This is a genomic window from Bradyrhizobium sp. STM 3557, assembly GCF_045571465.1.
Taxonomy (GTDB): domain Bacteria; phylum Pseudomonadota; class Alphaproteobacteria; order Rhizobiales; family Xanthobacteraceae; genus Bradyrhizobium.
This window is the reverse complement of record NZ_CP120697.1, coordinates 405,360-431,078: the sequence shown is the minus strand read 5'-3', so window position 1 is coordinate 431,078 and position 25,719 is coordinate 405,360. Positions and strand designations below refer to the sequence as shown.

Annotated in this window: 21 protein-coding genes; 5 read left to right on the top strand and 16 right to left on the bottom strand. The window is 64.2% G+C overall.

Annotated features, from left to right (window positions below):
* Positions 1-113: 113 nt before the first annotated feature.
* From P6U24_RS01990 to P6U24_RS01930, 13 genes are all read right to left on the bottom strand, one after another.
* Positions 114-641: a hypothetical protein gene (locus P6U24_RS01990; RefSeq protein ID WP_407157546.1), complete on the bottom strand. Its 528-nt coding sequence runs from the start codon at positions 639-641 to the stop codon at positions 114-116.
* Positions 642-780: 139 nt separating this feature from the next.
* Positions 781-2,184, bottom strand: a complete 1,404-nt coding sequence (gene lpdA / locus P6U24_RS01985; protein ID WP_407157545.1) for a dihydrolipoyl dehydrogenase — start codon at positions 2,182-2,184, stop codon at positions 781-783.
* A 48-nt stretch (positions 2,185-2,232) separates the two neighbouring features.
* The gene (locus P6U24_RS01980; protein WP_407157544.1) at positions 2,233-2,979 is read right to left on the bottom strand and encodes an SDR family oxidoreductase; all 747 of its coding nucleotides are present in this window, start codon (positions 2,977-2,979) and stop codon (positions 2,233-2,235) included.
* A gap of 66 nt (positions 2,980-3,045) precedes the next feature.
* On the bottom strand, positions 3,046-4,287 hold the full coding sequence (gene odhB / locus P6U24_RS01975; RefSeq protein WP_407157543.1) for a 2-oxoglutarate dehydrogenase complex dihydrolipoyllysine-residue succinyltransferase: 1,242 nt from the start codon (positions 4,285-4,287) through the stop codon (positions 3,046-3,048).
* Positions 4,288-4,432: 145 nt separating this feature from the next.
* Positions 4,433-7,402, bottom strand: coding sequence for a 2-oxoglutarate dehydrogenase E1 component (locus P6U24_RS01970; RefSeq protein ID WP_407157542.1), 2,970 nt, complete (start codon positions 7,400-7,402; stop codon positions 4,433-4,435).
* A 136-nt stretch (positions 7,403-7,538) separates the two neighbouring features.
* On the bottom strand, positions 7,539-8,423 hold the full coding sequence (gene sucD / locus P6U24_RS01965) for a succinate--CoA ligase subunit alpha (protein WP_407157541.1): 885 nt from the start codon (positions 8,421-8,423) through the stop codon (positions 7,539-7,541).
* A gap of 9 nt (positions 8,424-8,432) precedes the next feature.
* The gene (locus P6U24_RS01960) at positions 8,433-8,924 is read right to left on the bottom strand and encodes a hypothetical protein (protein ID WP_407157540.1); all 492 of its coding nucleotides are present in this window, start codon (positions 8,922-8,924) and stop codon (positions 8,433-8,435) included.
* Positions 8,925-9,215: 291 nt separating this feature from the next.
* Complete coding sequence (locus tag P6U24_RS01955; protein WP_407157539.1) at positions 9,216-9,692, bottom strand: DUF1579 family protein; 477 nt, start codon at positions 9,690-9,692, stop codon at positions 9,216-9,218.
* Positions 9,693-9,779: 87 nt separating this feature from the next.
* A complete protein-coding gene (gene sucC / locus P6U24_RS01950; protein WP_407157538.1) occupies positions 9,780-10,973 on the bottom strand; it encodes an ADP-forming succinate--CoA ligase subunit beta in 1,194 nt (397 codons plus the stop codon).
* Between the two features lie 127 nt (positions 10,974-11,100).
* On the bottom strand, positions 11,101-12,069 hold the full coding sequence (gene mdh, locus P6U24_RS01945; protein ID WP_407157537.1) for a malate dehydrogenase: 969 nt from the start codon (positions 12,067-12,069) through the stop codon (positions 11,101-11,103).
* Positions 12,070-12,319: 250 nt separating this feature from the next.
* Entirely contained in the window at positions 12,320-13,501 is a 1,182-nt protein-coding gene (gene zapE, locus P6U24_RS01940; RefSeq protein ID WP_407157536.1) for a cell division protein ZapE, read from the bottom strand.
* A 144-nt stretch (positions 13,502-13,645) separates the two neighbouring features.
* Positions 13,646-14,182 carry an RNA 2',3'-cyclic phosphodiesterase gene (gene thpR / locus P6U24_RS01935; protein WP_407157535.1) on the bottom strand — a complete coding sequence of 179 codons (537 nt, stop codon included), beginning with the start codon at positions 14,180-14,182 and terminating at the stop codon, positions 13,646-13,648.
* Positions 14,183-14,385: 203 nt separating this feature from the next.
* Positions 14,386-15,015, bottom strand: a complete 630-nt coding sequence (locus P6U24_RS01930) for an arylesterase (protein ID WP_407160737.1) — start codon at positions 15,013-15,015, stop codon at positions 14,386-14,388.
* 55 nt (positions 15,016-15,070) lie between these two features.
* Here P6U24_RS01930 and P6U24_RS01925 point away from each other — a divergent pair, with 55 nt between their 5' ends.
* The 4 genes from P6U24_RS01925 (at position 15,071) to P6U24_RS01910 (ending at position 20,045) form a co-directional block, all read left to right on the top strand.
* Positions 15,071-15,808 (top strand): ABC transporter ATP-binding protein, encoded by a 738-nt coding sequence (locus P6U24_RS01925; protein WP_407157534.1) that lies wholly within the window; start codon positions 15,071-15,073, stop codon positions 15,806-15,808.
* Positions 15,805-18,384 (top strand): ABC transporter permease, encoded by a 2,580-nt coding sequence (locus P6U24_RS01920; protein ID WP_407157533.1) that lies wholly within the window; start codon positions 15,805-15,807, stop codon positions 18,382-18,384. Before P6U24_RS01925 ends, P6U24_RS01920 begins: the two co-directional genes overlap by 4 nt.
* A gap of 254 nt (positions 18,385-18,638) precedes the next feature.
* Positions 18,639-19,430, top strand: a complete 792-nt coding sequence (locus P6U24_RS01915) for a Bax inhibitor-1/YccA family protein (protein ID WP_407157532.1) — start codon at positions 18,639-18,641, stop codon at positions 19,428-19,430.
* An 84-nt stretch (positions 19,431-19,514) separates the two neighbouring features.
* Positions 19,515-20,045 carry a GNAT family N-acetyltransferase gene (locus P6U24_RS01910; RefSeq protein ID WP_407157531.1) on the top strand — a complete coding sequence of 177 codons (531 nt, stop codon included), beginning with the start codon at positions 19,515-19,517 and terminating at the stop codon, positions 20,043-20,045.
* A gap of 182 nt (positions 20,046-20,227) precedes the next feature.
* Here P6U24_RS01910 and P6U24_RS01905 read toward each other — a convergent pair whose 3' ends face one another.
* The 3 genes from P6U24_RS01905 to acnA form a co-directional block, all read right to left on the bottom strand.
* Positions 20,228-20,599: a DUF2794 domain-containing protein gene (locus tag P6U24_RS01905; RefSeq protein WP_407157530.1), complete on the bottom strand. Its 372-nt coding sequence runs from the start codon at positions 20,597-20,599 to the stop codon at positions 20,228-20,230.
* Positions 20,600-21,036: 437 nt separating this feature from the next.
* Positions 21,037-21,804: a DUF1223 domain-containing protein gene (locus P6U24_RS01900; protein WP_407157529.1), complete on the bottom strand. Its 768-nt coding sequence runs from the start codon at positions 21,802-21,804 to the stop codon at positions 21,037-21,039.
* A gap of 160 nt (positions 21,805-21,964) precedes the next feature.
* Positions 21,965-24,682: an aconitate hydratase AcnA gene (gene acnA / locus P6U24_RS01895; protein WP_407157528.1), complete on the bottom strand. Its 2,718-nt coding sequence runs from the start codon at positions 24,680-24,682 to the stop codon at positions 21,965-21,967.
* A gap of 235 nt (positions 24,683-24,917) precedes the next feature.
* On the opposite strand from acnA, the gene ccmA reads away from it, so the two are divergent.
* Entirely contained in the window at positions 24,918-25,523 is a 606-nt protein-coding gene (gene ccmA, locus P6U24_RS01890; protein WP_407157527.1) for a heme ABC exporter ATP-binding protein CcmA, read from the top strand.
* The last annotated feature ends 196 nt before the right edge of the window (positions 25,524-25,719 follow it).

Sequence of the window (25,719 nt, the reverse complement as noted above, 5' to 3'; positions counted from 1 at the left end):
ACCCGGTTCGCCGCCGCTTCCGCGTCGGCGATCCACCCTCTCCCACAACAAGGGGAGAGGGTACAGTCCCATCGGCGAAACAGATTAGACCGACAAGAGCAAGGCGAACATTTTTATCGGGCCTGCACGCTGCGGCGGAAGCGCAGGATCAGTCGCAGCACGCGCGACGACCAGCCGGCGCCTTCGCCGTGAAGCAGCTCGCGGATGCGCGCCTTGATAGGATTGACGAGCGCGGCGGCCTTGGCGCGCAGCGCCAGGATCACGTGATACAGCCACTCGAACCAGCCCATCTGCAGCAGCTTGTCGCGCGTCACGTCGAACACGAAAGCGGTGACGCCGACGCCGAGCATCTTGCCAAACAGTATCGTGCAAACCGCGCTGAACCAATATTGATGAGTGAGCAGCCACAGCCCGATCAGCTTGAGCGGGAACAGCGGGATTAGCGGCACGACGAACACGATCAGCGTCATCGCCGGCGATAGCGTATCGACCCGCTCGGCCAGCCAGTGCTTGAAGGCGCGCAAGGGGATGGCAGCCACCACCCGCGCCACGATCGGCTCGAGATGATCCCACAGCCAGGCTTCGATCAGGAAGATGATCGCAAGCAGGACCCAGAACGGCTGAAGCAGGCGGCGCAGCATAGAACTCCATCTTCGCCCCGCGCCGCCGAAGCGCAATGCGGTCAAAATGACGCATCGAAGCGCTTCGACGAGTCTCTCGGCATGCACGTTACGAAAGCTTTAAGACCGCTTCGTCCGGAACATGCCGCGCAGGCGTCGGTCACATATGGATGGCGCGCTTGCCCGCTGCAAGCGCGGCTTCCTTGATGGCCTCCGAACGGGTCGGATGTGCGTGACAGGTCCGTGCCAGATCCTCGGCCGAGCCACCGAACTCCATCAATACGGCGGCTTCGTGGATCATCTCTCCGGCCTCGCGGCCGACGATGTGCACGCCGAGAACCCGATCGGTTTTTGCATCCGCAAGAATCTTGACGAAGCCTTCCGTGGTCTGGTTGACCTTGGATCGGCCATTGGCGGTAAAGGGAAATTTGCCGACGGTATAGGCGACGCCGGCCTGCTTCAGCTCCTCCTCGGTCTTGCCGACGCAGGAGACCTCCGGCGTGGTGTAGACCACGCCCGGGATCACATCGTAGTTCACGTGGCCGGCCTGACCCGCGAGAATTTCGGCGACGGCAACAGCTTCATCTTCGGCCTTGTGCGCCAGCATCGGACCGGCAACGACATCGCCGATCGCGTAGACGCCACGCAGGCTGGTCGCGAAATGGTGATCAATCTGCACGCGACCGCGGTTGTCGAGCGCGACGCCGGCCTCCTGCAAACCGAGCCCCTCAGTGTAGGGCACGCGGCCGATCGCCACCAGCACGACATCGGCTTCGATGGTCTCCGCCGCGCCGCCCGCCGCTGGCTCGATGCTGGCTTTCAGCGTCGCGCCCGAGGTGTCGACGCCGGTGACCTTGGCGCCGAGCCTGAAGGCAAAGCCCTGCTTCTCGAGGATGCGCTGGAACTGCTTGGCGACCTCACCATCCATCCCCGGGAGAATACGGTCGAGGAATTCGACCACGGTGACCTGCGCGCCGAGCCGGCGCCACACCGAGCCGAGCTCGAGACCGATGACACCGGCGCCGACCACGAGCAGCTTGCCCGGCACCTCCTCCAGGGACAGCGCGCCGGTGGAGGAGACGATGCGCTTCTCGTCGATCTCGATGCCCTTCAGCCGCGCGATGTCGGAGCCGGTGGCGATCACGATGTTCTTGGTCTCGACCGTCTGGCTGGCGCCGTCATTGCCCGTGACCTGAACCTTTCCGGTGCCAAGGACCTTGCCCTTGCCGCTGAGCACGTCGATCTTGTTCTTCTTCATCAGGAACTCGACGCCCTTGACGTTGCCGTCGATGCCCTGCTGCTTGAAGTTCATCATCGACGGCAGATCGAGCGCCGGCGCCGGCACCTTGACGCCCATCTTGGCAAAGGAGTGCCCGGCCTCCTCGAACATCTCGGACGCGTGCAGCAGCGCCTTCGAGGGCATGCAGCCGACATTGAGGCAGGTGCCGCCGAGCGTTGCATTCTTCTCGACCACGGCCACCTTCATGCCGAGCTGCGCTGCGCGCACCGCGCAGACATAGCCGCCGGGTCCGGTGCCAATGACGACGAGATCGTAAGATGCCATGATCAAATTTTCCGTGGGATTGTAAGTCTGATGACGTGCAGGCCGCGATCAGCGGCCGCCCGATACATCGAGGATGGCAGAGGTGACGTAGGAGGCCTCGTCTGACAGCAGCCAGACGATGGCATTGGCGATTTCATCAGCGGTGCCGACCCGCTTCATCGGCACCGTGCTGGCGAGCCGGTGCGCGCGGTCCGGCTCGCCGCCCGAGGCATGGATCTCGGTGTCGATCAGGCCGGGGCGGATCGCCGCAACACGAATGCCTTCGCTCGCGACCTCCTGGGCGAGACCAATCGTGAAGGAATCGATCGCGCCCTTGGAGGCGGCGTAATCGACATAAGTGTTCGGGGAGCCGAGCCTGGCGGCGACCGACGACAGGTTGATGATGACACCACCCTTGCCGCCGTGGCGTGTCGACATCCGCTTCACCGCCTCGCGCGCGCAGAGAATGCTGCCCGTGACGTTGACCGCCATCAGCCGCTCGATCCGCTCGGCACTCATCTGGTCGACCCGCGCGGTCGGACCGACGATGCCTGCATTGTTGATCAGCGCGCCCAGCGTGCCGAACTTGTCGGCAGCCTTGAACAGCTCGACGATGTCATGCTCGCGGCCCACATCGCATTTCACCGCGATGGCCTTGCCGCCCCTCGCCTCGATCGCCGCGACCGCATCTTTCGCCGCAGCCTCGTTGCTGGCATAGCCAACCACGATCTTGTAGCCGCGCGTGGCGGCGGCGAGTGCGGCGGCACGGCCGATGCCGCGACTGCCGCCGGTGATGACTGCAACCTTGTCCGTCATTGTGGCCCCCTCAATGGCGAAGCGCGCTTCTTAAAGCGCGCTTCCGTTGATCGAGACTTCGTCGGCTCAGAGATCCAGCACCAGGCGCGCCGGATCCTCCAGGCTCTCCTTGACGCGCACCAGGAAGGTCACCGCCTCCTTGCCGTCGATGACGCGGTGATCATAGGACAGCGCCAGATACATCATCGGCCGGACCTCGATCTTGCCGGCGACCACGACCGGGCGCTCCTGGATCTTGTGCATGCCGAGAATGCCGGACTGCGGCGCGTTCAGGATCGGGGTCGACATCAGCGAACCGTAGATGCCGCCATTGGTGATGGTGAAGGTGCCGCCCTGCATCTCCTCGATCTTGAGCTGGCCGTCACGGGCGCGGCGGCCGAAATCGGCGATGCCCTTCTCGATCTCGGCGATCGACTTGTGGTCGCAGTCGCGCACGACGGGCACGACGAGGCCCTTGTCGGTGCCGACGGCAACGCCGATGTGGTAGTAGTTCTTGTAGATCAGATCGCTGCCGTCGATCTCGGCGTTGACGGCCGGAATGTCCTTCAGCGCCTGCACCACCGCCTTGGTGAAGAAGCCCATGAAGCCGAGCTTGGCGCCGTGCTTCTTCTCGAACACGTCCTTGTACTGAGAGCGCAGCGCCATGACGTGGCTCATGTCGACCTCGTTGAAGGTCGTGAGCATGGCCGCCGTGTTCTGCACGTCCTTGAGCCGGCGCGCGATGGTCTGGCGCAGCCGGGTCATCTTCACGCGCTCTTCGCGGGCGGCGTCATCCGCCGGCGACGGCGCGCGGACCTGCACCGCGGCAGCGGGCTGATTGATCGGGGTCGGCGCCGAGGCGGCGCGTTCGATCGCTGCCAGCATGTCGCCCTTGGTGACGCGGCCGTCCTTGCCGGAGCCGGGGACCGTGGTGGCGTCGACGCCGCTCTCGGCAGACAGCTTGCGCACCGATGGGGCGAGCGGCGCATCGGCCGGCGGCGCTTTCGCAGCAGAGGCGGCAGCCGTCGCAGGAGCAGCAGCAGGCGCCGCCGCGGCGGGCTTGGCAGGAGCAGCAGCCGGCTTGGCAGCAGCGGCGCCATCGGTGATCTGTCCAAGCAGCGCGCCCACGGCGACCGTCTCACCGTCCTTGGCGATGATCTCGCCCAGCGTACCCGCCGACGGCGCCGGCACCTCGATCGTCACCTTGTCGGTTTCGAGCTCGACGAGCGGCTCGTCCACCGCCACCGCATCGCCGGCCTTCTTGAACCAGCGGCCGATCGTGGCCTCGGTCACGGATTCGCCGAGCGTCGGAACGCGAATTTCAGTCATGGTCTCTTGTCCTCAATAACCGGTGCGGTCATAAAATCCTGACGCCATCGCCCGCGGGAATGGCGGGCAATCCTGACGAATAGTCAACACGGCGTACGACAGTGTTGGCGCCCCGCATGATGCGGGGCGCGTGATTGGTGGCCTCTTAGTTCAGCGCGTCTTCGAGCAGCGCCTTCAGCTGGGCGAGATGCTTCGACATCAACCCGGTGGCGGTCGCTGCCGAGGCGGCGCGGCCGGCATAGCGCGGACGCTTGCTCTTGCCGCCGACCTGATTCAGCACCCACTCGAGATAAGGCTCGATGAAATGCCAGGAGCCCATGTTGCGCGGCTCCTCCTGGCACCAGACCACTTCGGCGTTCTTGAAGCGGCCCAGCTCGGCGACCAGCAATTTCAGGGGCACCGGATAGAGCTGCTCGATGCGCATCAGGTAGACGTCGTTCAGCCCGCGCTTCTCACGCTCCTCGTAGAGATCGTAATAGACCTTGCCCGAGCACAGCACGATGCGGCGGATCTGGTCGTCCGGGACGAGCCTGGTCTTGTCGTCCGGCTGCATCTGGGCGTCGTCGTAGAGAATGCGGTGGAAGGTCGTGCCCTTGGCGAGCTCCTCGAGCCGCGACACCGCCCGCTTGTGGCGGAGCAGCGACTTCGGCGTCATCAGGATCAGCGGCTTGCGGATCTCGCGATGGAGCTGGCGCCGCAGCACGTGGAAGTAGTTCGCCGGTGTGGTCGGGTAGACCACCTGCATGTTGTCCTCGGCGCACATCTGCAGGTAACGCTCCAGGCGCGCGGAGGAGTGCTCCGGCCCCTGGCCCTCGTAGCCGTGCGGCAGCAGGCAGACCAGTCCGGACATGCGCAGCCATTTGCGCTCGCCCGAGGAGATGAACTGATCGAACACGACTTGGGCGCCGTTGGCGAAGTCGCCGAACTGCGCCTCCCACAAGGCCAGCGCGTTGGGCTCGGCGAGCGAATAGCCGTATTCGAAGCCGAGCACGGCCTCTTCCGACAGCAGCGAGTTGATGACCTCGAAGTGGCCCTGCTCCGGCGCCAGATGATTGAACGGCGTATAGCGGCTCTCGTCCTCCTGATCGATCAGGACCGAATGGCGCTGCGAGAAGGTGCCGCGCTCGCAGTCCTGGCCCGATAGCCGGACCTTATGGCCTTCCAGCAGCAGCGAGCAGAACGCCAGCGCTTCGCCGGTGGCCCAATCGAGACCGACGCCGCTCTCGATCGCCTTGGCGCGATTCTCCAGGAAGCGCTGGATGGTGCGATGGGCGCGGAAGCCGTCCGGCACCTTGGTAATCTTGCGGCCGATTTCCTTCAGCCGTTCGACATCGACGCCGGTGACGCCGCGGCGGGCTTCCTCTTCCTGATCCGCCGACTTCAGGCCGGCCCATTTGCCGTCAAGCCAGTCAGCCTTGTTCGGCCAGTAGCTGGCGCCAGCCTCGAACTCGGCATCGAGCCGGGCGCGCCAATCGGCCTTGGCCTTATCGACCTCGCCCTCGGTCATGACGCCTTCTGCGACGAGCCGCTTGGCGTAGATCTCGAGCGTCGAGGGGTGCGCGGCAATCTTCTTGTACATCACCGGCTGGGTGAAGGCCGGCTCGTCGCCTTCATTGTGACCGTGCCTGCGATAGCAGAACATGTCGATCACGACGGGCTTGTGGAATTTCTGCCGGAACTCGGTCGCCACCTTGGCGGCGAACACGACGGCTTCCGGATCGTCACCGTTCACGTGGAAGATCGGCGCATCGATCATCTTCGCGACGTCAGACGGGTAAGGCGAAGACCGCGAATACCGCGGATAGGTGGTGAAGCCGATCTGGTTGTTGACGATGAAATGCAGCGAACCGCCGGTGCGGTAGCCCTTCAGGTCAGACAGCGCGAAGCATTCCGCGACCACGCCCTGGCCGGCGAAGGCGGCGTCGCCGTGCATCAAGAGCGGCAGCACCGAGATGCGCATGTCCGGCGGATCGCCATGCTGGTCCTGCTTGGCGCGGACCTTGCCGAGCACGACCGGATCGACGATCTCCAGATGCGAGGGGTTGGCGGTCAGCGACAGATGGATGCGGTTGCCGTCGAACTCGCGATCCGAGGAGGCGCCAAGGTGATACTTGACATCGCCGGAGCCCTCGACCGCGTCGGGGTTGGCGGAGCCCCCCTTGAACTCGTGGAACAGCGCCCGGTGCGGCTTGGCCATCACCTGGGTCAGCACGTTGAGGCGGCCGCGATGCGGCATGCCGAGCACGATCTCCTTCACGCCGAGATTGCCGCCGCGCTTGATGATCTGCTCCAGCGCCGGAATCAGCGCCTCGCCGCCGTCGAGACCGAAGCGCTTGGTGCCGGTGAATTTGACATCGCAGAACTTCTCGAAGCCTTCCGCCTCGACCAGCTTCTGCAGGATAGCGCGGCGGCCCTCGCGGGTGAACGAGATCTCCTTGTCCGGGCCCTCGATGCGCTCCTGGATCCAGGCCTTCTGCGCGGCATTGCTGATGTGCATGAACTCGACGCCGAGCGTCTGGCAATAGGTGCGCTCGCAGATCGCGACGATCTCGCGCAAGGTGCCGTATTCAAGCCCGAGTACGTGGTCGAGGAAGATCTTGCGGTCGAAGTCTGCCTCGCTGAAACCATAGGAGCGCGGATCGAGCTCCTCGCGGTTGCGCGGCGCCTCGATGCCGAGCGGGTCGAGCTTGGCGTGGAAATGGCCCCGCATCCGGTAGGCACGGATCAGCATCAAAGCGCGGACGGAATCGCGGGTCGCCTGGTGGACATCGGCGGCGGAGAGATCGGCGCCCTTGGTCTGCGCCTTCGCCTGCTCCTTGGCCGAGATCTTGTCGCCAAGCTTCCTCTCGACCTCCGCCCAGTTGCCGTCGAGCGCAGAGGTCAGGTCGTCACGCGGGGAAACCGGCCAGTTGGTGCGCTCCCAGGAGGGACCAGCAGCGTTCTTTTTGACGTCGGCCGGCGTGTCCTTCAGGCTCTTGAAGAACTCCTGCCAGTCGGGGTCGACCGAGGCCGGGTCCTTCTCATAGCGGGCGTAGATTTCGTCGATGTAGGTGGCGTTGGTGCCCTGCAAAAAAGATGAGAGGGCAAAGGCTGCGTTCGCGTCTTGGCGAGACATGGTGACGTCCTGGTAATTTCGCTGCGCGCAGTCGAAACGGCGCAAGGCCTGACCCGCGGGGAGCGGATCAGGCTCGGTTAGGACCGTTTACCTTATTTAGTGTAAATATTCCCGCCTAAAAGGACAAAGACCTGAATCAGGATTTCAGTTTTTCAACAAGCGTCTTCCCGAGCCGCGCAGGCGATGGCGACACCTTAATACCGGCGGCTTCCATGGCCGCGGTCTTCGACCCGGCATCGCCCTTGCCGCCGGAGATGATGGCGCCGGCATGACCCATGCGGCGGCCGGGAGGGGCGGTGACGCCGGCGATGAAGCCGACCATCGGCTTCTTGCGGCCGCGCTTGGCCTCGTCCTTGATGAACTGGGCGGCGTCCTCCTCGGCCGAGCCACCGATCTCGCCGATCATGATGATCGAGGTGGTCTTGTCGTCGGCAAGGAACTTCTCCAGGACATCGATGAATTCGGTGCCCTTGACCGGGTCGCCGCCGATGCCGACCGCGGTGGTCTGGCCAAGGCCCTCCTGGGTGGTCTGGAACACAGCCTCATAAGTCAGCGTGCCCGAGCGCGAGACGATGCCGACCGAGCCGGGCTTGAAGATGTTGGCCGGCATGATGCCGATCTTGCATTCACCGGCGGTCATGACGCCCGGGCAGTTCGGCCCGATCAGGCGCGACTTCGAGCCCTGCAGCGAGCGCTTCACCCTGACCATATCGAGCACCGGGATGCCCTCGGTGATGCAGACGATCAGCGGGATCTCGGCATCGATCGCCTCGCAGATCGCATCCGCCGCACCCGGCGGCGGGACATAGATCACGGAGGCGTCCGCGCCGGTCTTCTCGCGCGCTTCCCGAACGGTGTCGAACACCGGCAGGCCGAGATGGGTCGAGCCGCCTTTGCCTGGCGAGGTGCCGCCGACCATCTTGGTGCCGTAGGCGATCGCCGCTTCCGAATGGAACGTCCCGTTCTTGCCGGTGAAGCCCTGGCAGATGACCTTGGTGTTCTTGTCGATCAGGATGGACATGTCGTTTCCCTAGAGGGGTTTGTTGGAGAGGAGGAGGCGGACGCCCTGCTTGGCGTTCTGGGGCGATTTGTCGGAGAGGGTCAGAGTGAAGCCAGCAACGGCCCAGACCGTGTGGCGATAGATGCCGTCACCGGACACGGTTTCACTGACGGGCTTGCCGGGCTTCATGGTCTTGATCAGCTCGGCCTTGAAATCGCTAATGTCGGCTTCGTTCGCACGAATACCGCAGCTCTTGAAGTCACCCCGCGGGCCATGTGTATCGTTGAGGACGAGCTCGTACGGCGGAGCCGCCGCCACGCCGTAGCTCTTGGAGCGCGTGTAGAAGCCGGATTCGTCCGGTTGCGAGCTCATGTTCTGCGCCAGCATGAAATGCTGCTCGGTCGCCTTCTGATCGTTCTTGGCGAAGTCGAGCGGGTCCGCCATGCACAGCGCCTGGAACGAGGCGAGAAGCTGCGCCGCGCTCTCGCTTGCCCGCGCGCCGGCCGGCGCGGCGAGCAGCATCACGGCTCCGCAAGCTGCGACGGTGACACGGACGAGGCCGTTTGAAGAAGTGCGACCACTGGCAACGAACATCGGGATGACCTTACTCATACTGGGGGGCGGGATGATTGAAGATGACCTCCCCAGACGAGATCCCCGGGCTATCAGCCAGATCGTTTGACGTTGTTGCGGGGTATTGAGCGAAACGCGTATCGCACGCCAGGCGCGCGCCGGGCCCTCCGGGCCCCCACCCGGAGCGATCGGCAGATAAAGACAAAGCTTGGTTATTCGCGAGGCGGATCATGATCTGTCCTAGTTGATCCGCCGATAGATGCCGGTGAGCACGTCGGACCAGCCTTCGGCATCCGGCGAGTACTGGATCTTCATCGAATAACTTTTGTCGTCGATGACCTCGTAGACGTGGCGGGCATTTCCGCGCAGCGAGCCACGCACGAGCACTAGCGAATTGCCGGTCCAGCTTCCCGAGGCCGGCGAGGGCGCGAAATAGCCGAGCGAGTCGTGCCAGAACAACTTATAAAGCCGGTCCTCGCGGTCGTAGGTGAACACCGCGTGGGTTGCGAAGCTTTCCTTGCCAGCGCGCGTCTGCCGGACATCCTGGATCAGATAGAAGCCGTTCAGGTCCATCCGTGCCAAGACGTGCGACTCCGCCTCGCCGCCCTCGACCCAGCGCGAGGCAAAGACCGTCTCCTCACCGCGCCACTCGCCTGCAAACGCGGCAAGCCGGCGATGCTCATCGGTTGGCGTCGGCGCGTGGAGACGATCTGCCATGGCTAGCTCCTCATCTGTCCAGGACGAATGAGAACCGGGACAAGCGCGACCGACACGAGAGCATGAGCCGCGCTTCATCCATTCGGATCAGCCCTTCACCGCCTTGACGATCTTTTGCGCGGCATCGTCGAGATCGTCGGCGGGCAGCACGTTGAGACCGGATTCGCGAATGATCTTCTTGCCGAGGTCGACATTGGTGCCCTCGAGACGAACCACCAACGGCACCTTCAGGCCGACTTCCTTCACCGCGGCGACCACGCCTTCGGCGATGACATCGCACTTCATGATGCCGCCGAAGATGTTGACCAGGATGCCCTTCACGTTCGGATCGGCAGTGATGATCTTGAAGGCCGCAGCAACCTTCTCCTTGCTGGCGCCGCCGCCGACATCGAGGAAGTTCGCGGGCTCCATGCCGTAGAGCTTGATGATGTCCATCGTCGCCATGGCAAGGCCGGCGCCATTGACCATGCAGCCGATCGTGCCGTCGAGCGCGACATAGTTCAGGTCGTATTTCGACGCCTCGATCTCCTTGGCGTCCTCCTCGGTCTCGTCGCGCAGCGCGACGACGTCCGGATGCTTGAACAGCGCGTTGGAGTCGAACGACACCTTGGCGTCGAGCACACGGAGCTGGCCCTGCTTGGTCACGACCAGCGGGTTGATCTCCAGCATCGCCATGTCCTTGGCGACGAACGCCGTGTAGAGCTGGGTCGCGAGCTTCTCGGCCTGCTTGGCGAGATCGCCTGACAGATTCAGTGCCTTCGCGACGGTGCGGCCGTGATGCGGCATGATGCCGGTGGCCGGATCGACCGAGAAGGTGACGATCTTCTCGGGCGTCGAATGCGCAACGTCCTCAATGTTGACGCCGCCCTCGGTCGAGACCACGAACGCGACCTTGGAGGTCTCGCGGTCGACCAGCAGCGAGAGATAGAACTCCTTGTCGATGTCGGAGCCGTCTTCGATGTAGAGGCGGTTGACCTGCTTGCCCTCCGGGCCGGTCTGCACAGTGACCAAGGTCGCGCCGAGCATCTGCTTGGCGAACTCGTTGACCTCGCCGACCGACTTAGCGAGCCGCACGCCGCCCTTGTCGCCGGCCGACGCCTCCTTGAACTTGCCCTTGCCGCGGCCGCCAGCATGGATCTGGCTCTTCACCACCCAGATCGGGCCGCCCAGCGTCTTGGCCGCAGCGTCCGAATCCTCCGGCCGCAGCACCGGCACGCCCCTGGAGATCGGCACGCCGAATTCATGCAGCAGCGCCTTGGCCTGGTATTCGTGAATGTTCATACGAGCATGCTCCCGCCCCCGCTCTGGGGTGACTTGCCAATTCCAACCCTTGCCCCTGGTATACCATATACCAAAGGACTGCAACCGGATCTTGCGGACGGCACCACCGCCGCCCGCAGCGCACGTCTCAGCGGCCGAGCAGGTCCGGCGCGATTTTCTTGCAGGCGTCGACCAGGCCCTGCACCGCACCGACCGACTTGTCGAAGGCCTCGCGGTCCTTGCCGCCAAGCTCGATCTCGACCACTCGCTCGACACCCTTGGAGCCGATCACGACGGGAACGCCGACATACATGTCCTTCACGCCGAACTCGCCATTGAGATAGGCCGCGCAAGGCAGCACGCGCTTCTTGTCACGCAGATAGCTCTCCGCCATCGCGATCGCCGATGCTGCAGGTGCGTAGTAAGCCGAACCCGTCTTCAGGAGGTTAACGATCTCGGCGCCGCCATTGCGGGTGCGGTCGACGATCTCGTCGATCCGCGCCTGCGAGGTCCAGCCCATCTTGACGAGATCAGGTAGCGGGATGCCGGCGACGGTCGAATATTTGGTCAGCGGCACCATGGTGTCACCATGGCCGCCGAGCACGAAGGCGGTGACGTCCTCGACCGAGACATTGAACTCGTCGGCCAGGAAATAGCGGAAGCGCGCGGAATCGAGAACGCCGGCCATACCGACCACCTTCTTATGCGGCAGGCCGGAGGCCTTCTGCAGCGCCCAGACCATCGCGTCCAGCGGGTTGGTGATGCAGATGACGAACGCATCCGGCGCGTACTTCTTGATGCCGGCGCCGACCTGCTCCATCACCTTCAGGTTGATCGAGAGAAGATCGTCTCGGCTCATGCCAGGCTTGCGCGGCACGCCGGCGGTGACGATGCAGACCTTGGCGTTGTCGAGCGCCTCATAGGTGTTGGCGCCGGAGTAGTGGGCGTCGAAACCATCGACCGGCGAGGACTGGGCGATGTCGAGCGCCTTGCCCTGCGGAACGCCTTCGGCGATGTCGAACATCACGACGTCGCCGAGCTCCTTCAGGCCAATGAGGTGAGCCAGCGTTCCGCCGATCTGACCGGAGCCAATCAAAGCAATCTTGTCGCGCGCCATGGGAATTTTCCTTTGAACCCGAGCGGGTGGAGGGAGGTTGAAAGTCGACAGGCTGGTTATCCCTTTCGCCGGACCCGTTCAAGTCGACCTATGCGCAATGGGTGCGGCTGCCTTGATTTCGATCAGGTCGGGGCGACCCGGAGCGGGACTATCATTTGAGCACCGCCGCGATGGCGTTTTCGCGACCTTGTGCCCGCACCCTGCGCCCGGTGACGGGATTTGCCGGCCGCAGCGCGCGACGTGCGGATCGTCAGGTCTCGACCAGGCCGGTCGAGGTGCCGCTGGCCGCGGAATCCTTCCGGCCATGCGGAAGCGCGAGATAAGATTCCGAGCCCATCTCGATCAACCGCGAAGAGGTGCGCTTGAACTCATTGGCCTCGACCCCTTCTTGGGCGAGATAGAGTGAGACCGGGTTGGCCTCGGCGGAGGCGATCAGCTTCACCGCATTGTCATAGAGCGCATCGATCAGGGTGATGAAGCGCTTGGCCGCGTTGCGGTCGGCGTAGTCCATCACCGGAACACCATCGATCATGATGGTGTGATAGTCGTGGGCAAGCCGCAGGTAATCCGAGGCTGCAAGCGGCTGCTCGCATAGTTCGGCGAATGAGAACCGCGCCACGCCATGAGCCGAGCACGGCACATGCAGCACACGCCCTTTGATGACGATGTCGCGCGGCATGGACTTGGCGCTGCCTGTCAGCCTCGCCCAGGCCTTGTCGAGCACGGCCTTGGCATCCGCATTCGGCGGCACCAGCCACATCTTGACGCCGGCGAGCTTCTCCAGTCGAAAATCGGTGCGCGCATCGAGCCGCAGCACCTCCATGTGATCCGCGATCTCCTTGATGAACGGCAGGAACAGCGCGCGGTTCAGGCCGCCCTTGTAGAGATCCTCCGGGGCAACATTCGAAGTCGCGACCACCACGCTGCCGAGCTCGAACAGCTTTGCAAACAAGCGTCCCAGGATCATCGCGTCCGCGATGTCGGTGACGTGGAATTCGTCGAAGCAGAGCAGCCAGGATTCGTCAAAGATCGCATTCGCTGTCAGCGCGATCACGTCGGTGTCGGCAAGCTCGCCGCGCCGGATGCCCTGCCGGTAACCATGGATGCGCTCGTGCACGTCGGCCATGAATTCGTGGAAATGCGCGCGCCGCTTGTGCTCGACTGGACAGGCCCCGAAGAACAGGTCCATCAGCATGGTCTTGCCGCGGCCGACCTCGCCATGGACGTAGAGGCCGCACGGCGGCTCGCTCTTGTCGGCGAACAGGCGCCCCAACAGGCCCTGCTTGCGGACAGGCTTGTAGCTCGATAGCCGCCGCTCGAGCTCGGCCAAAGCATCAGCGACCTCGGCCTGGGCCGGATCTGCCTCGATTGTGCCGGAATCGACCAGCGCCTGATATTGGGCGCGAAACGCGTCAGAAGGAGTGGACAACATGAGCCCACTCTAGGTCATGAGACTTACAAAAATTGCAAGCCGTCAATTGGTGGAGGCGGCCATGCGGATTCTATCGCCGGCGTTGGTATACAGCACGCAAAGAACGCTGCCGCCTCACAACCACACCGAAATCAACACGGCCTATCAGGCGCAGAGCTCGTAGGCGTCCTCGACCACGTAAGGCCCGCCGCCGGTGGAGGCGCGCGAGGAGAACAGCACGAAGCGCTCGGCCATGAAGACCCGGCTCGGGAAGTAGCCGCGCACCGAGAGATAGTCGGCGACGTCCTGGCTGGACGCATCGTGCAGCCGCGCCAGCGTCACATGCGGCACGAACTTGCGTCCCTCCGGATCGAGCCCGATCCGCTGCATCATCCGCTCCAGCTCGGCCTGCAGCTCGATCAGCGGCCGGCTCGGCGCGATGTTGGCGATGACGGCGCGCGGCTTGCGACCGCCGAAGCTCGATAGTCCCTGCAAGGTGACCTCGAAGGGCGGGCGATTGACCTGCCACAGCATCGAGGCGATCTCGTTGGCGGAAGCGCCGTCGATGTCGCCGATGAAGCGCAAAGTGACGTGATAATTTTCGGGGTCGATCCAGCGGGCGCCGGGAAGGCCACCCCGCAAGCTGGAAAGCGTCTGGCCGATCTCGGCCGGGATTTCCAGTCCAGTGAACAAACGCGGCATCGTTGAGCGCTCCCGATGCTTGAGGCTGGCCTCGAAGTTTGACGAGATCATGCCTCGAAATTCCGGCTGCGAATCGCCGGTGTCAACTTTCTACCGAAGTTATATGACTCCCGCGACGCAGCGGGCGTTAACGGCCCAGAAAGTTGCGGAAAAGCCTGATGCTTAAGGTTATTTTGTTGTGACGCTGACCGCCTTTTCAAAGGTTATTGCCCACGAAGTGGCCGTAAGAATGCCTCCACCGTAGGCAGCATCTTCGCGACGATGATGTCAACGCCGGCCGCGGTCGGGTGGATGCCATCGGCCTGGTTGAGCTTGGCGTCGGCCGCGACGCCGTCAAGGTAGAATGGATAGAGCATGACGCCGAACTGCTTGGCGAGGTCGGGGTAAACAGCGTTGAACTTCGCTGCGTAGTCGCTGCCATAGTTCGGCGGCGCCAGCATGCCGCAGAGCATTACGGCGATGCCGCGCGCCTTCAGTCGCGTCACGATCTCGGTCAATGCCCCGCGGGTCACCGCGGGATCGATGCCGCGCAGTGCGTCATTGGCGCCAAGCTCGACGATCACGGCCTCGGTTCCCTCAGCCACCGACCAGTCCAGCCGGTCGCGGCCGCCAGAAGAAGTATCGCCCGATACCCCGGCATTGGTCATGTCGACGTCCAGGCCCTTGTCCTTCAACGCCTTTTGCAGCTTCGCCGGGAATGCCTCATTGGCCGGCAGGCCGAGCCCCGCGCTCAAGGAGTCCCCAAGCACGACCAGCTTGATCGGCTTCACCGCCTCGGCGGCGAAACCTGGAACGGCCGTCATCAAGCCGAGCATCAACACGAGTATGTGCACGAGACTGAGCACCCTCCCCTCGACCCGGCTTGCCGAAGTGCCATATGACCGAGCCATGGACAGCCTCATCGAATCCTCTCCGCTTGCCGGCCTTGTGCCGGACACCATTACCATCTCCAACGTCAACCTCTCGCTCGGCGCCGGCGCCGCGCGGGTTCATATCCTGAAAGACATCAGCCTGCGCGTCGGCCAGGGGGAGACGATCGGCCTGATCGGGCCTTCCGGATCGGGAAAGTCCACACTGCTGATGGTGATGGCGGGGTTGGAGCGTCCTGATAGCGGTGAAGTGGTGGTGGGGGGCACGCCTTTCAATGCTCTGGACGAGGACGCCCTGGCGCGGTTCCGTGGCCGCCAGGTCGGCATCGTGTTCCAGTCCTTTCACCTGATCCCGACCATGACGGCACTGGAGAATGTCGCGGTGCCGCTCGAGCTTGCCGGCAATGACGACGCAGCCACGCGCGCCGCGCGGGAGCTGGACTCGGTCGGGCTCGGCCACCGCCTGCATCACTATCCGAGCCAATTGTCCGGCGGCGAGCAGCAGCGAGTGGCGCTGGCGCGTGCGCTCGCACCCGATCCTGCGATCCTGGTCGCCGACGAGCCGACCGGCAATCTCGACGACACCACCGGCAAGCAGATCATTGACCTGCTGTTCACCAAGCATGCCGAACGCGGCATGACCTTGGTGCTGGTCACCCATGACAACACGCTCGCCCATCGCTGCGATCGCGTCGTGCGGCTGCGCTCGGGCCGGATCGAAAGCGACAGCAAAGCGCAAGACCAAGCTGACGCATGAGCACAATCTCCGAGCCTACAATCCTGGCGCCAACACCCGGTCACCGTACGGCGTCGCTGCCGCTCCGTTATGCCCTGCGCGAGCTGCGCGGCGGCCTGCGCGGGTTTTACGTCTTCATCGCCTGCATCGCGCTCGGCGTGATGGCGATCGCCGGCGTTGGCTCGGTCGCGGCGAGCCTGAGCGACGGCCTCATGCGCGAGGGCCGCACATTGCTCGGCGGCGACGTCGCTTTCTCATTATTCCAGCGCGAGGCGAAGCCTGACGAGCTCGCCCTGTTGCGCGGGCGCGGCCAGGTCTCGGTTGCGGCGACGACACGTGCGATGGTCCGCGCCGCCGATGGCCAGCTGGCGCTGGTCGAGCTGAAGGCGGTGGACCGGGCCTATCCGCTGCTCGGCCAGCTCGATCTCAAGCCGGCGATGACAACGACTGACCTGTTCGCCGAGCGCGACGGCGTCTTCGGCGCGGCCGCCGATCCCGCTTTGCTCGCGCGTCTCGATTTGAAGGTCGGCGACATCGTCACGCTCGACAACACCCGCTTCCAGATCCGCAGCGCGGTCGAGACCGAGCCGGACAAGCTGTCCGGCGGCGTTGGCCTTGGTCCGCGCTTCCTGATCAGCGAAGCTGGACTGCGCGCCACGCAGCTCCTGCAGCCGGGCAGCCTGGTGCGCTGGACCTATCGCGTGCGGCTGCCGGACAACGCAGCCGACGATCGCGCCCTCACGGCGCTGATCGACGATGCCCGCAAGCTCTCCGCCGGCTGGGAAGTCCGCAGCCGCCGCAACGCTTCGCCGCAGCTCGAACGCAATATCAACCGCTTCACGCAGTTCCTGACGTTGGTCGGGCTGGCGGCGCTGCTGGTCGGCGGCGTCGGTGTTGCCAATGCGGTCAAGAGCCATGTCGACCGCCGCACCGAGGTGATCGCGGCCTTCAAGGCGCTCGGCGCGACCAGCCGCGACGTGTTCGGCATCTATCTCACCCAAGTGATGATGCTGGCCGGCATCGGCTCGGCGATCGGGCTTGCCGCCGGAGCGGCGCTGCCCTTCGTGATCGTCGGCCTGTTCGGCAAGCTGCTACCGCTGCCGGTGGCCCCCGCGCTGCATCCGGACGAGCTTGCACTCTCCTTCGTCTACGGGCTGCTGACCGCGCTCGCCTTCGGCCTGTGGCCGCTTGGCCGCGTCCGCGACGTGCCGGTTGCCGCGCTGTTTCGGGAGGCCGTGATCGCCGAATGGCACCGGCCGCGTTGGCGTTATCTGGCGCTGATGGCGGCCGTCGTTGCGCTGCTGATCGCCGTCGTGATCGGGCTCGCCTATGACAAGCGGATTGCAGCGACCTTCGTCGTTGCGTCTGTCTTGGTGTTCGCGCTGCTCCGTGGCATTGCCGGAATCGTGATGAGCGTGGCGCGCCGCCTGCCCCGCTCCCGCTTCCCGATGGTCCGGCTCGCGATCGCCAACATCCACCGGCCGGGCGCATTGACGCCGTCGGTGGTGCTGTCGCTCGGCCTCGGGCTTGCCGTGCTGGTGACGATCACGCAGATCGACGGCAACCTCCGCCGCCAGTTCCTGGCGTCGCTGCCGGAGCACGCGCCGTCGTTCTTCTTCGTCGACATTCCGGCCAAGGAAGCCGATCATTTCGCCGATGTGCTGAAGCAGATCTCGCCGCAATCGACCGTCGAGGACGTGCCGATGCTGCGCGGACGCATCGTCTCCGCACGCGGTGTGCGCGCCGAGGACATCAAGGCCACGCCGGATGCCGAATGGGTGCTGCAGAGCGACCGCGGCCTGACCTATACCGGCGAGATTCCAAAGGGCTCGACCATCGTCGAGGGCGAGTGGTGGGGACCCAATTACAACGGCCCGCCGCTGGTCTCGATCGAGAAGAAGATCGCCGACGGCATGGGGCTGAAGCTCGGCGACGAGATCGTGATCAACGTGCTCGGCCGCGACATTCCGGCGCATATCGGCAATATGCGCAACATCGACTGGCAGGCGCTCGGCATCAATTTCGTGCTGGTCTATTCGCCGGGCGCCTTCAAGGGCGCGCCGCACACCCATGTCGCGACCCTGACGCAGCCGCGCTCGAGCGCTGAAGGCGACGCCCAGATCATCCGCAAGGTGGCGGACGCCTTCCCGATGGTCACCAGCGTTCGTGTCCGCGAGGTGATGGAGACCGTCGGCACGATGGTCTCCAACCTCGTCCTGGCGATCCGCGGCGCCAGCGCCGTCACCCTGGTCTCGGCGATCCTGGTGCTCGGCGGCGCGCTCGCAGCCGGCCATCGCCACCGAGTTTACGATGCCGTGATCCTGAAGACGCTTGGCGCCACCCGGCTGCGTCTGCTCGGAGCCTATGCGCTGGAATATCTGCTGATCGGCCTCGCCACCGCGGCGTTCGGCGTCTTTGCGGGCTCGGTGGCCGCCTGGCTGATCGTGACCCGGCTGATGACGCTGAGCTTCGCATGGCAGGCCGGCAGCGCCGCAATCGTGGTCGTGGCCGCGCTGATCGTCACGGTTAGCCTTGGCCTGATCGGTACCCTGCTGGCGCTCAACCAGAAGCCGGCCACGGTGTTACGGAATTTGTGAGGTTTTTGCCATTCATCCCGCACGGTTAACGCGCATTTGCGGGACCGATGCGCGCAGAGCGACATTCAGCCGCGCGTGGAAGCTTGCGTCGAATATGCTAGTTTCCCACTTATGGATGGATCGGAGCCCCGTCATAGACATTGATGACGCAAAATTAATGTCGGCGGCGCGTGGCATCTGAGATAGGTTTCTTCGAGAGCCGGCGGGACGTCCCTTAGGGGTGGATCGCCGGACAACCAGACGGGAATTCGACCATGTCGGACCTCAACCGCAATTATGCTTCTCCGTTCGGCCGGGCCGCCGGTCGGGTGGATGCCGCGATCGTCGATGCCGGCCTGCGCGCCTACATGCTGCGCATCTACAATTACATGAGCATCGGCCTCGCCATCACCGGCTTTGCGGCGCTCGGCATCTACATGGCCGCTGTGACCAACGATCCCTCGGGCGCTGCGGCCAAGATCGGCAACGCGTTCCTGACGCCGTTCGGCTACGCGATGTTCGTGAGCCCGCTGAAGTGGCTGTTCATCCTGGCACCGCTGATCATGGTGTTCGCGATCTCGGCCGGCATCAACCGCCTGGCACCCTCGACCGCGCAGATGCTGTTCTGGGTGTTCTCGGCGCTGATGGGCGTGTCACTGTCGTCGATCTTCCTGGTGTACACCCACACCTCGATCGTGCGGGTGTTCTTCATCACGGCGGCGACCTTCGGTGCGCTCAGCCTCTACGGCTACACCACCAAACGTGACATGACCGGGTTCGGCTCGTTCCTGTTCATGGGCCTGATCGGCATCGTGATCGCGAGCTTCGTGAACCTGTTCATCGGCAGCTCGGCGCTGCAGTTCGCGGTGTCGGTGATCGGCGTGTTCGTGTTCGCCGGCCTCACCGCCTGGGACACGCAGCGGCTGAAGAGCGAGTACATCTACGGCTACGCCTCCGCGGGCGGCGATGTCGCCGAACGTGCGGCGATCACCGGCGCGCTGTCGCTGTACCTGAACTTCATCAACCTGTTCACGCTGCTGCTGCAGCTGCTCGGCCAGCGCGACTGATCGAACAACAGGCTTGCAGATTGGGAGCCCCGGCCTCACCGCCGGGGCTTTTCTTTTGCGCGTTAGAAAAATACTCTCTCGGCCATGTCTGCCGTCGAAATACGCCCCACCCAAGAATCCGACCTCCCCGCCATCACCGCGATCTATGCGCAGGCGGTGCGCGAGGGCACCGCGACCTTCGAGCTCGATCCGCCTGACCTTGCCGAGATGACGCGGCGCTTCCGCAGCTTGAGCGACGGTGGCTTCCCCTATTTCGTCGCCCTGCTCGATGGCCGCATTGCCGGCTATGCCTATGCCGGGCCGTACCGGCCGCGGCCGGCCTACCGCTTCACGGTGGAGAATTCGGTCTATCTCGACCCCATCAGCCACCGTCGCGGCATCGGCTTGAGACTGATGCAGGAGCTGATCGAAGCCTGCACGGCGCGCGGCTTCCGCCAGATGATCGCGGTGATCGGCGATTCCGCCAATGCGGCCTCGGTCGGCCTGCACACCAAATGCGGTTTCCAGATGATCGGCACCCACCCGAGTGTCGGTCTCAAATTTGGCCGCTGGCTCGACACTGTGATGATGCAGGTTCCGCTCGGCGAGGGCGCGACGACGCTGCCGACCAAGTAACGGCGATTGCGCCCAGCCGAGCGACGTCCATCCCCGGGGCGACGCGCCAGCGTCGAACCGGGAATCTCGAACTGGTAAGATCTCGATCCATCACTGCGAGATTCCGGGTTTGGCTCTTCGAGCCGCCCCCGGAATCACGACGTTAGGACAACGGCGCGGAATGGCGGCAGAATTGCGTCACGTCACACCAGCGCCGGCTTGGGGGCGAGCACCAGCAGCACGCGCTCCAGCTCATGTCCGCGGCGCAGGATCAGGCCGGTCGCCGAGATGACGCTGTACATGCCCTGCTTGCGCGCCAGCCGCGGGTCTTTCTCGATGCGATAAAGCGGCACCTCGGAGGCCCGGCGGAACACCGAGAACACGGCGCGGTCACGCAGAAAATCGATCGAATAGTCGCGCCACTCCCCGTCGGCGACCATGCGACCGTAGAGATTCAGGATGCGGTTGAGCTCGATACGATTGAACGTCACGCGGTTCGCTGGACTTGCTGCGGCGGCGCTTCGGGCCGCCGCGCGGTTCTCGCTGGGATCGGCATCCTCCGGGACGAGGTTCATCGCGCGTCTCCTGTCATCACCGTGACATGATCGCGCCATCCAGCAGTCCCTGCAAGGGGGCGCCTGGCCACTGCGGCGGTTCCTCGTCGCAGCAGCGCCGGTTATCGCCCGCGTCTGTGACGTCACGGGATCGTTAGCCGGATCATAATGACGCCCCACTTCCGCCCATCGCACGCCCCTGTAGCCAATCATAAGGGCAGCGTGCGTTGGCCCGGTCCTTTCAGCTCCGGATTCCTCAGCCCCCAGCCCCCCGGGGCCGTCGGGATCGGGCCTATTCACAAACCTCTGAGACGAAGGGCCAACGAAAGTTGGTCCTTTTGCGTTTTCAGGCGCAGTTTCAAGATTGCGCTACCATCGGCCGCAGGGCGCCCATTGCACGCACGCAGCAATCCCGCTCGTGGCGCCTGACAAAGCTTAGATTGAGCCGAAAGCTACGGTCAGTTCAGCGAGGTATAGGCGGCGCCGAGCATCGGTCCGGGCCGATCGCGGCTGCCGTCCTGGACGTAAACCGCGGCAGCGTCGATCCCCTCGTGGGCGATGTTGTCGAGCGGCACTGTCCAGCTTCCGGAGGTACCGTTCCAATCGCCGATCTTGGTCAGATTGCGCACCACATTGTAGTAGGTGAGCTCGCGGCCCTGGTTCTCGCCACGGCCGATCGAGATCGGCACGGCGTGAGAGATCGAGCAGAGCCAGACCTCGCCGCGCTTGCGCGGCGTATGCTCGTCGGCGGCCGCCACCGAGACGGTCAGTTGACGACCATCGACCGCCATCTGCACAGGCACCGACATGACGCCAGGGCCGCGCCCGGTGCTCTCGATCGCAGTCTCGATCGCCTCGCGGTCGCTGCCGATCACATGCACCTCGCCATTGATCACGGCCTGGGGCGTATAGACCTCGCGATCACCGCGCATCCGCGAATAGGCACGCTGCCGGGCAGAGAAGCGCGAGTCGGCCAGCGTGTCCTTCCACCCCAGATAGTCCCAGTAATCGATCGGCATCGAGAGCGCGATCACCGAGGGGTCCTTGGCGAGATCGCCGAGCAGCTTGTCGGCCGGCGGGCAGGACGAACAGCCCTGCGAGGTGAAAAGCTCGACCACCGCTTTCGGCTCGGCATGGGCGGGACGTATGACGGCAATAATCGCACAAGCACCCAGAGCCGCACCTGACCATCGCGCAATCCTGGTAAAGGCCATCATCGCTATCATACCTGAGCTACTGGGCGTCGAACCGTGCCGCGTTAACGATTTCCGTAATTGCCCGTAGGTCCGATCCTGCACCGAACGCAAAGAAGGCGGCCTTGTCATAGGCCGCCTTCTTCATCACCCGCTACTCACTTCGAGGTGAGTTAATCTGTCGCAGCAACCGTCAGGCCGCGAGCTTGCGCAGCACGTAATGGAGGATACCGCCGTTTCGGTAGTAGTCGAGCTCGTCCATCGTATCGATGCGGCAGAGCAGTGGTACCCGCTGCACTGCACCATCTGATGAGACGATCTCGGCGGTAAGCTGCTGCCGCGGCTTGAGGTCGCCCTCCAGGCCGCGGATCGTGACCTTCTCATCACCCTTCAGCCCAAGCGAGGACCACGAGGTCCCCTCCTCGAAAGTGAGTGGCAGCACGCCCATGCCGACCAGGTTGGAGCGATGAATGCGCTCGAAGCTCTGGCAGATCACCGCGCGGACGCCGAGCAGCCTGGTACCCTTGGCGGCCCAGTCGCGCGAGGAGCCGTTGCCGTATTCGGCGCCGGCGAACACCACGAGCGGCACCTTCTCTTCCTGGTATTTCATGGCGGCGTCGTAGATCGACATCTGCTCGCCATCCGGCCAGTGCTTGGTCAGGCCGCCCTCGGGGATGTTGCCGTCGGCGCCCTTGAGCATGAAATTCTTGATGCGGATGTTGGCGAATGTGCCGCGCATCATGATCTCATGGTTACCGCGCCGTGTACCGTACTGGTTGAAGTCGGCGGGACGGACCTGGTGCTCACTGAGGAATTTTCCGGCGGGCGAGGTCAGCTTGATCGAGCCGGCCGGCGAGATGTGGTCGGTGGTGATCTTGTCCCCGAACAGCGCCAGCACGCGGGCATCGACGATGTCCGTAATCGGCTCCGGCTCCTTCTTCATGCCTTCGAAATAAGGCGGGTTCTGCACGTAGGTCGAGCTCATGTTCCAGCGGTAGGTCTCGCTCTCGACCGTCTTGATCTTGCGCCAGTTGGTGTCGCCCTTGAACACGTCGCCATAGCGCTTCTTGAAGATCGACGCCTTCACGTACTTCTTCATGAAGTCGTTGATCTCCTTGGTGGTCGGCCAGATGTCCTTCAGGTACACCGGCTTGCCGTCCTTGCCGTTGCCGATCGGCTCGGCCGCGAGATCCTTGGTCACGGTGCCGGCGAGCGCATAGGCCACCACCAGCGGCGGCGAGGCGAGATAGTTGGCCTGCACGTCCGGCGAGACACGGCCTTCGAAGTTGCGGTTGCCGGAGAGCACCGCGGCGGCGACGATGCCATTATCGTTGATCGCCTTCGAGATATCCTCCTGCAGCGGGCCGGAATTGCCGATGCAGGTGGTGCAGCCGAAGCCGACCAGATTGAAGCCGACCTTATCGAGGTCCTTCTGCAAGCCGGAATTGGCGAGATATTCGGCGACCACCTGGCTGCCCGGGGCGAGGGAGGTCTTCACCCAGGGCTTTGCCTTGAGTCCCTTGGCGGCGGCATTGCGGGCGAGCAGGCCGGCGCCGATCAGCACGCTCGGGTTGGAGGTGTTGGTGCAGGAGGTGATCGCTGCGATCACCACGTCGCCATGGCCGAGATCGAACTTGTGGTTCTCGACCGGGAAACGCTCGGCGGCATTGCTCTTCTTGTACTCACCGGCCAGCGCGGTCGAGAAACCTTCGGCAACCGACGGCAGCGCGATGCGGCCTTCGGGGCGCTTCGGACCGGCCATCGACGGCACCACGTCGCCGAGATCGAGCGAGAGGGTCTGGGTGAACACCGGATCGGGCGACTTGGCGGTGCGGAACAGCCCCTGCGCCTTGGCATAGGCCTCCACCAGCGCGACGCGCGCCGCCTTGCGGCCGGAGACCTTGAGGTAATCGATGGTGGCGGCATCGACCGGGAAGAAGCCGCAGGTCGCGCCGTATTCGGGAGCCATGTTGCCGATGGTCGCCTTGTCGGCGACGGAGAGATAGTCGAGACCGGGGCCGAAGAACTCGACGAATTTGCCGACCACGCCAAGCTTGCGCAGCATCTGGGTGACGGTGAGCACGAGGTCGGTGGCGGTGACGCCCTCCTTGAGCTTGCCCGTCAGCTTGAAACCGACCACGTCGGGCAGCAGCATCGACAGCGGCTGGCCAAGCATGCAGGCTTCCGCCTCAATGCCGCCGACACCCCAGCCGAGCACGGCGAGGCCATTCACCATCGTGGTGTGGGAGTCGGTGCCGACCAGCGAGTCCGGATAGGCGACCTCGAAGGTCCCCTTGGTGCGGCCGACCGTCATCTTCTCCTTCTTGGTCCAGACCGTCTGCGCCAGATATTCGAGATTGACCTGGTGGCAAATGCCGGTGCCGGGCGGCACCACCGAGAAGTTCGAGAACGCCTTCTGGCCCCATTTCAGGAATTCGTAACGCTCCTGGTTCTGCTTGTATTCCTCGGCGACGTTCTTGGAGAACGCCTTGTTGTCACCGAAGAAGTTGACGATCACGCTGTGGTCGATAACGAGATCCACCGGCACCAGCGGGTTGATCTTCTCGGCATCGCCGCCGAGCTTCTGCATCGCGTTGCGCATGGCGGCGAGATCGACCACCGCCGGTACGCCGGTGAAGTCCTGCATCAGCACCCGCGCCGGGCGGAAGGCGATCTCGTGCTCCAGCGTCTTCTTCTTCAGCCATTTGGCAACGGCGAGGATGTCTTCCTTCTTGACGCTGCGGCCGTCTTCATTGCGCAACAGGTTCTCGAGCAGCACCTTCATCGAGTACGGCAGCTTGGAGATGTCCTTCAGACCGTTCTTCTCTGCGGCGGCGAGGCTGTAATAGATGTAACTCTTGGTACCGACCTTGAGGGTCTTGCGGCTCTTGAAGCTGTCGAGCGAGGTCATGCGTGGAAATCCCAATTGATCGTTATACCCTGAGGGGGTACTTAAGGACCGTCAGCGCAAAGCGCCGGATGGCTTGCAGCGGGGGGTATTGTGTGCTGCATCAAGCTCCGGCTTATAGAAGCTTTCTAACCAGCCCGCCACAGCGACAAGCAAGCCGCGACGTGGCATCACCCACAAATTCTCACGCGGTAGCCATCATTTTCGAAGGGCTGTGACGACAGGCGATGCGGCGCGCATGAAGCTCTCAGGAATCGATGTCAGATGCGTGCGCGGCGAGCGGGAGGTGTTTGCCGGGCTGAACTTCCAGGCCGATGCAGGCGAGGCGCTGGCGGTGACGGGCCGCAACGGTGCCGGCAAGACCTCGCTGCTGCGGCTGATCGCGGGCCTGCTGATGCCGGCCGCTGGCGTGATCTCGCTCGAGGGCGGCGAGGCTGAAATGACGGTCGCCGAGCAGGCGCATTATCTCGGCCATCGCGACGCCCTCAAGCCAGCGCTCAGCGTCGCAGAGAACCTGTCGTTCTGGACCGACTTCCTCGGCGGCGGCAAGGGGCGCGCGCTCGCAGACTGCCTGGCCGCAGTCGGGCTCGGCCATGCCATCGAGCTGCCTGCGGCCACGCTCTCGGCCGGCCAGCGGCGGCGGCTATCGGTGGCCCGCCTGCTCGCGGTGCCCCGGCCGCTCTGGCTGTTGGACGAGCCGACCACCGCGCTCGACGTTGCAGGCCAGGCGATGTTCGCAGGGCTGATGCGCGATCACCTCAGATCTGGCGGACTGATCATCGCCGCGACCCACGGCCCCCTCGGCATCGATTCACGCGAGCTGCGAATCGGGAGTGTGGGGTGATGCCTCTTCGTTTCCCATTGGCCTCTGGTTCGCCAAGCGCCACGGGCTCAGCTCTCTCCGTTCCCTCCCCCCTTGTGGGGGAGGGACAGGGAGGGGGGTGCCTCACGGCAAGTCCTATCGGCTTGACAAAGATCCTGCTTGCCAAAGAGGCACCTGTTCCTGGGCTACCCCCCTCCCCAACCCTACCCCATGAGGG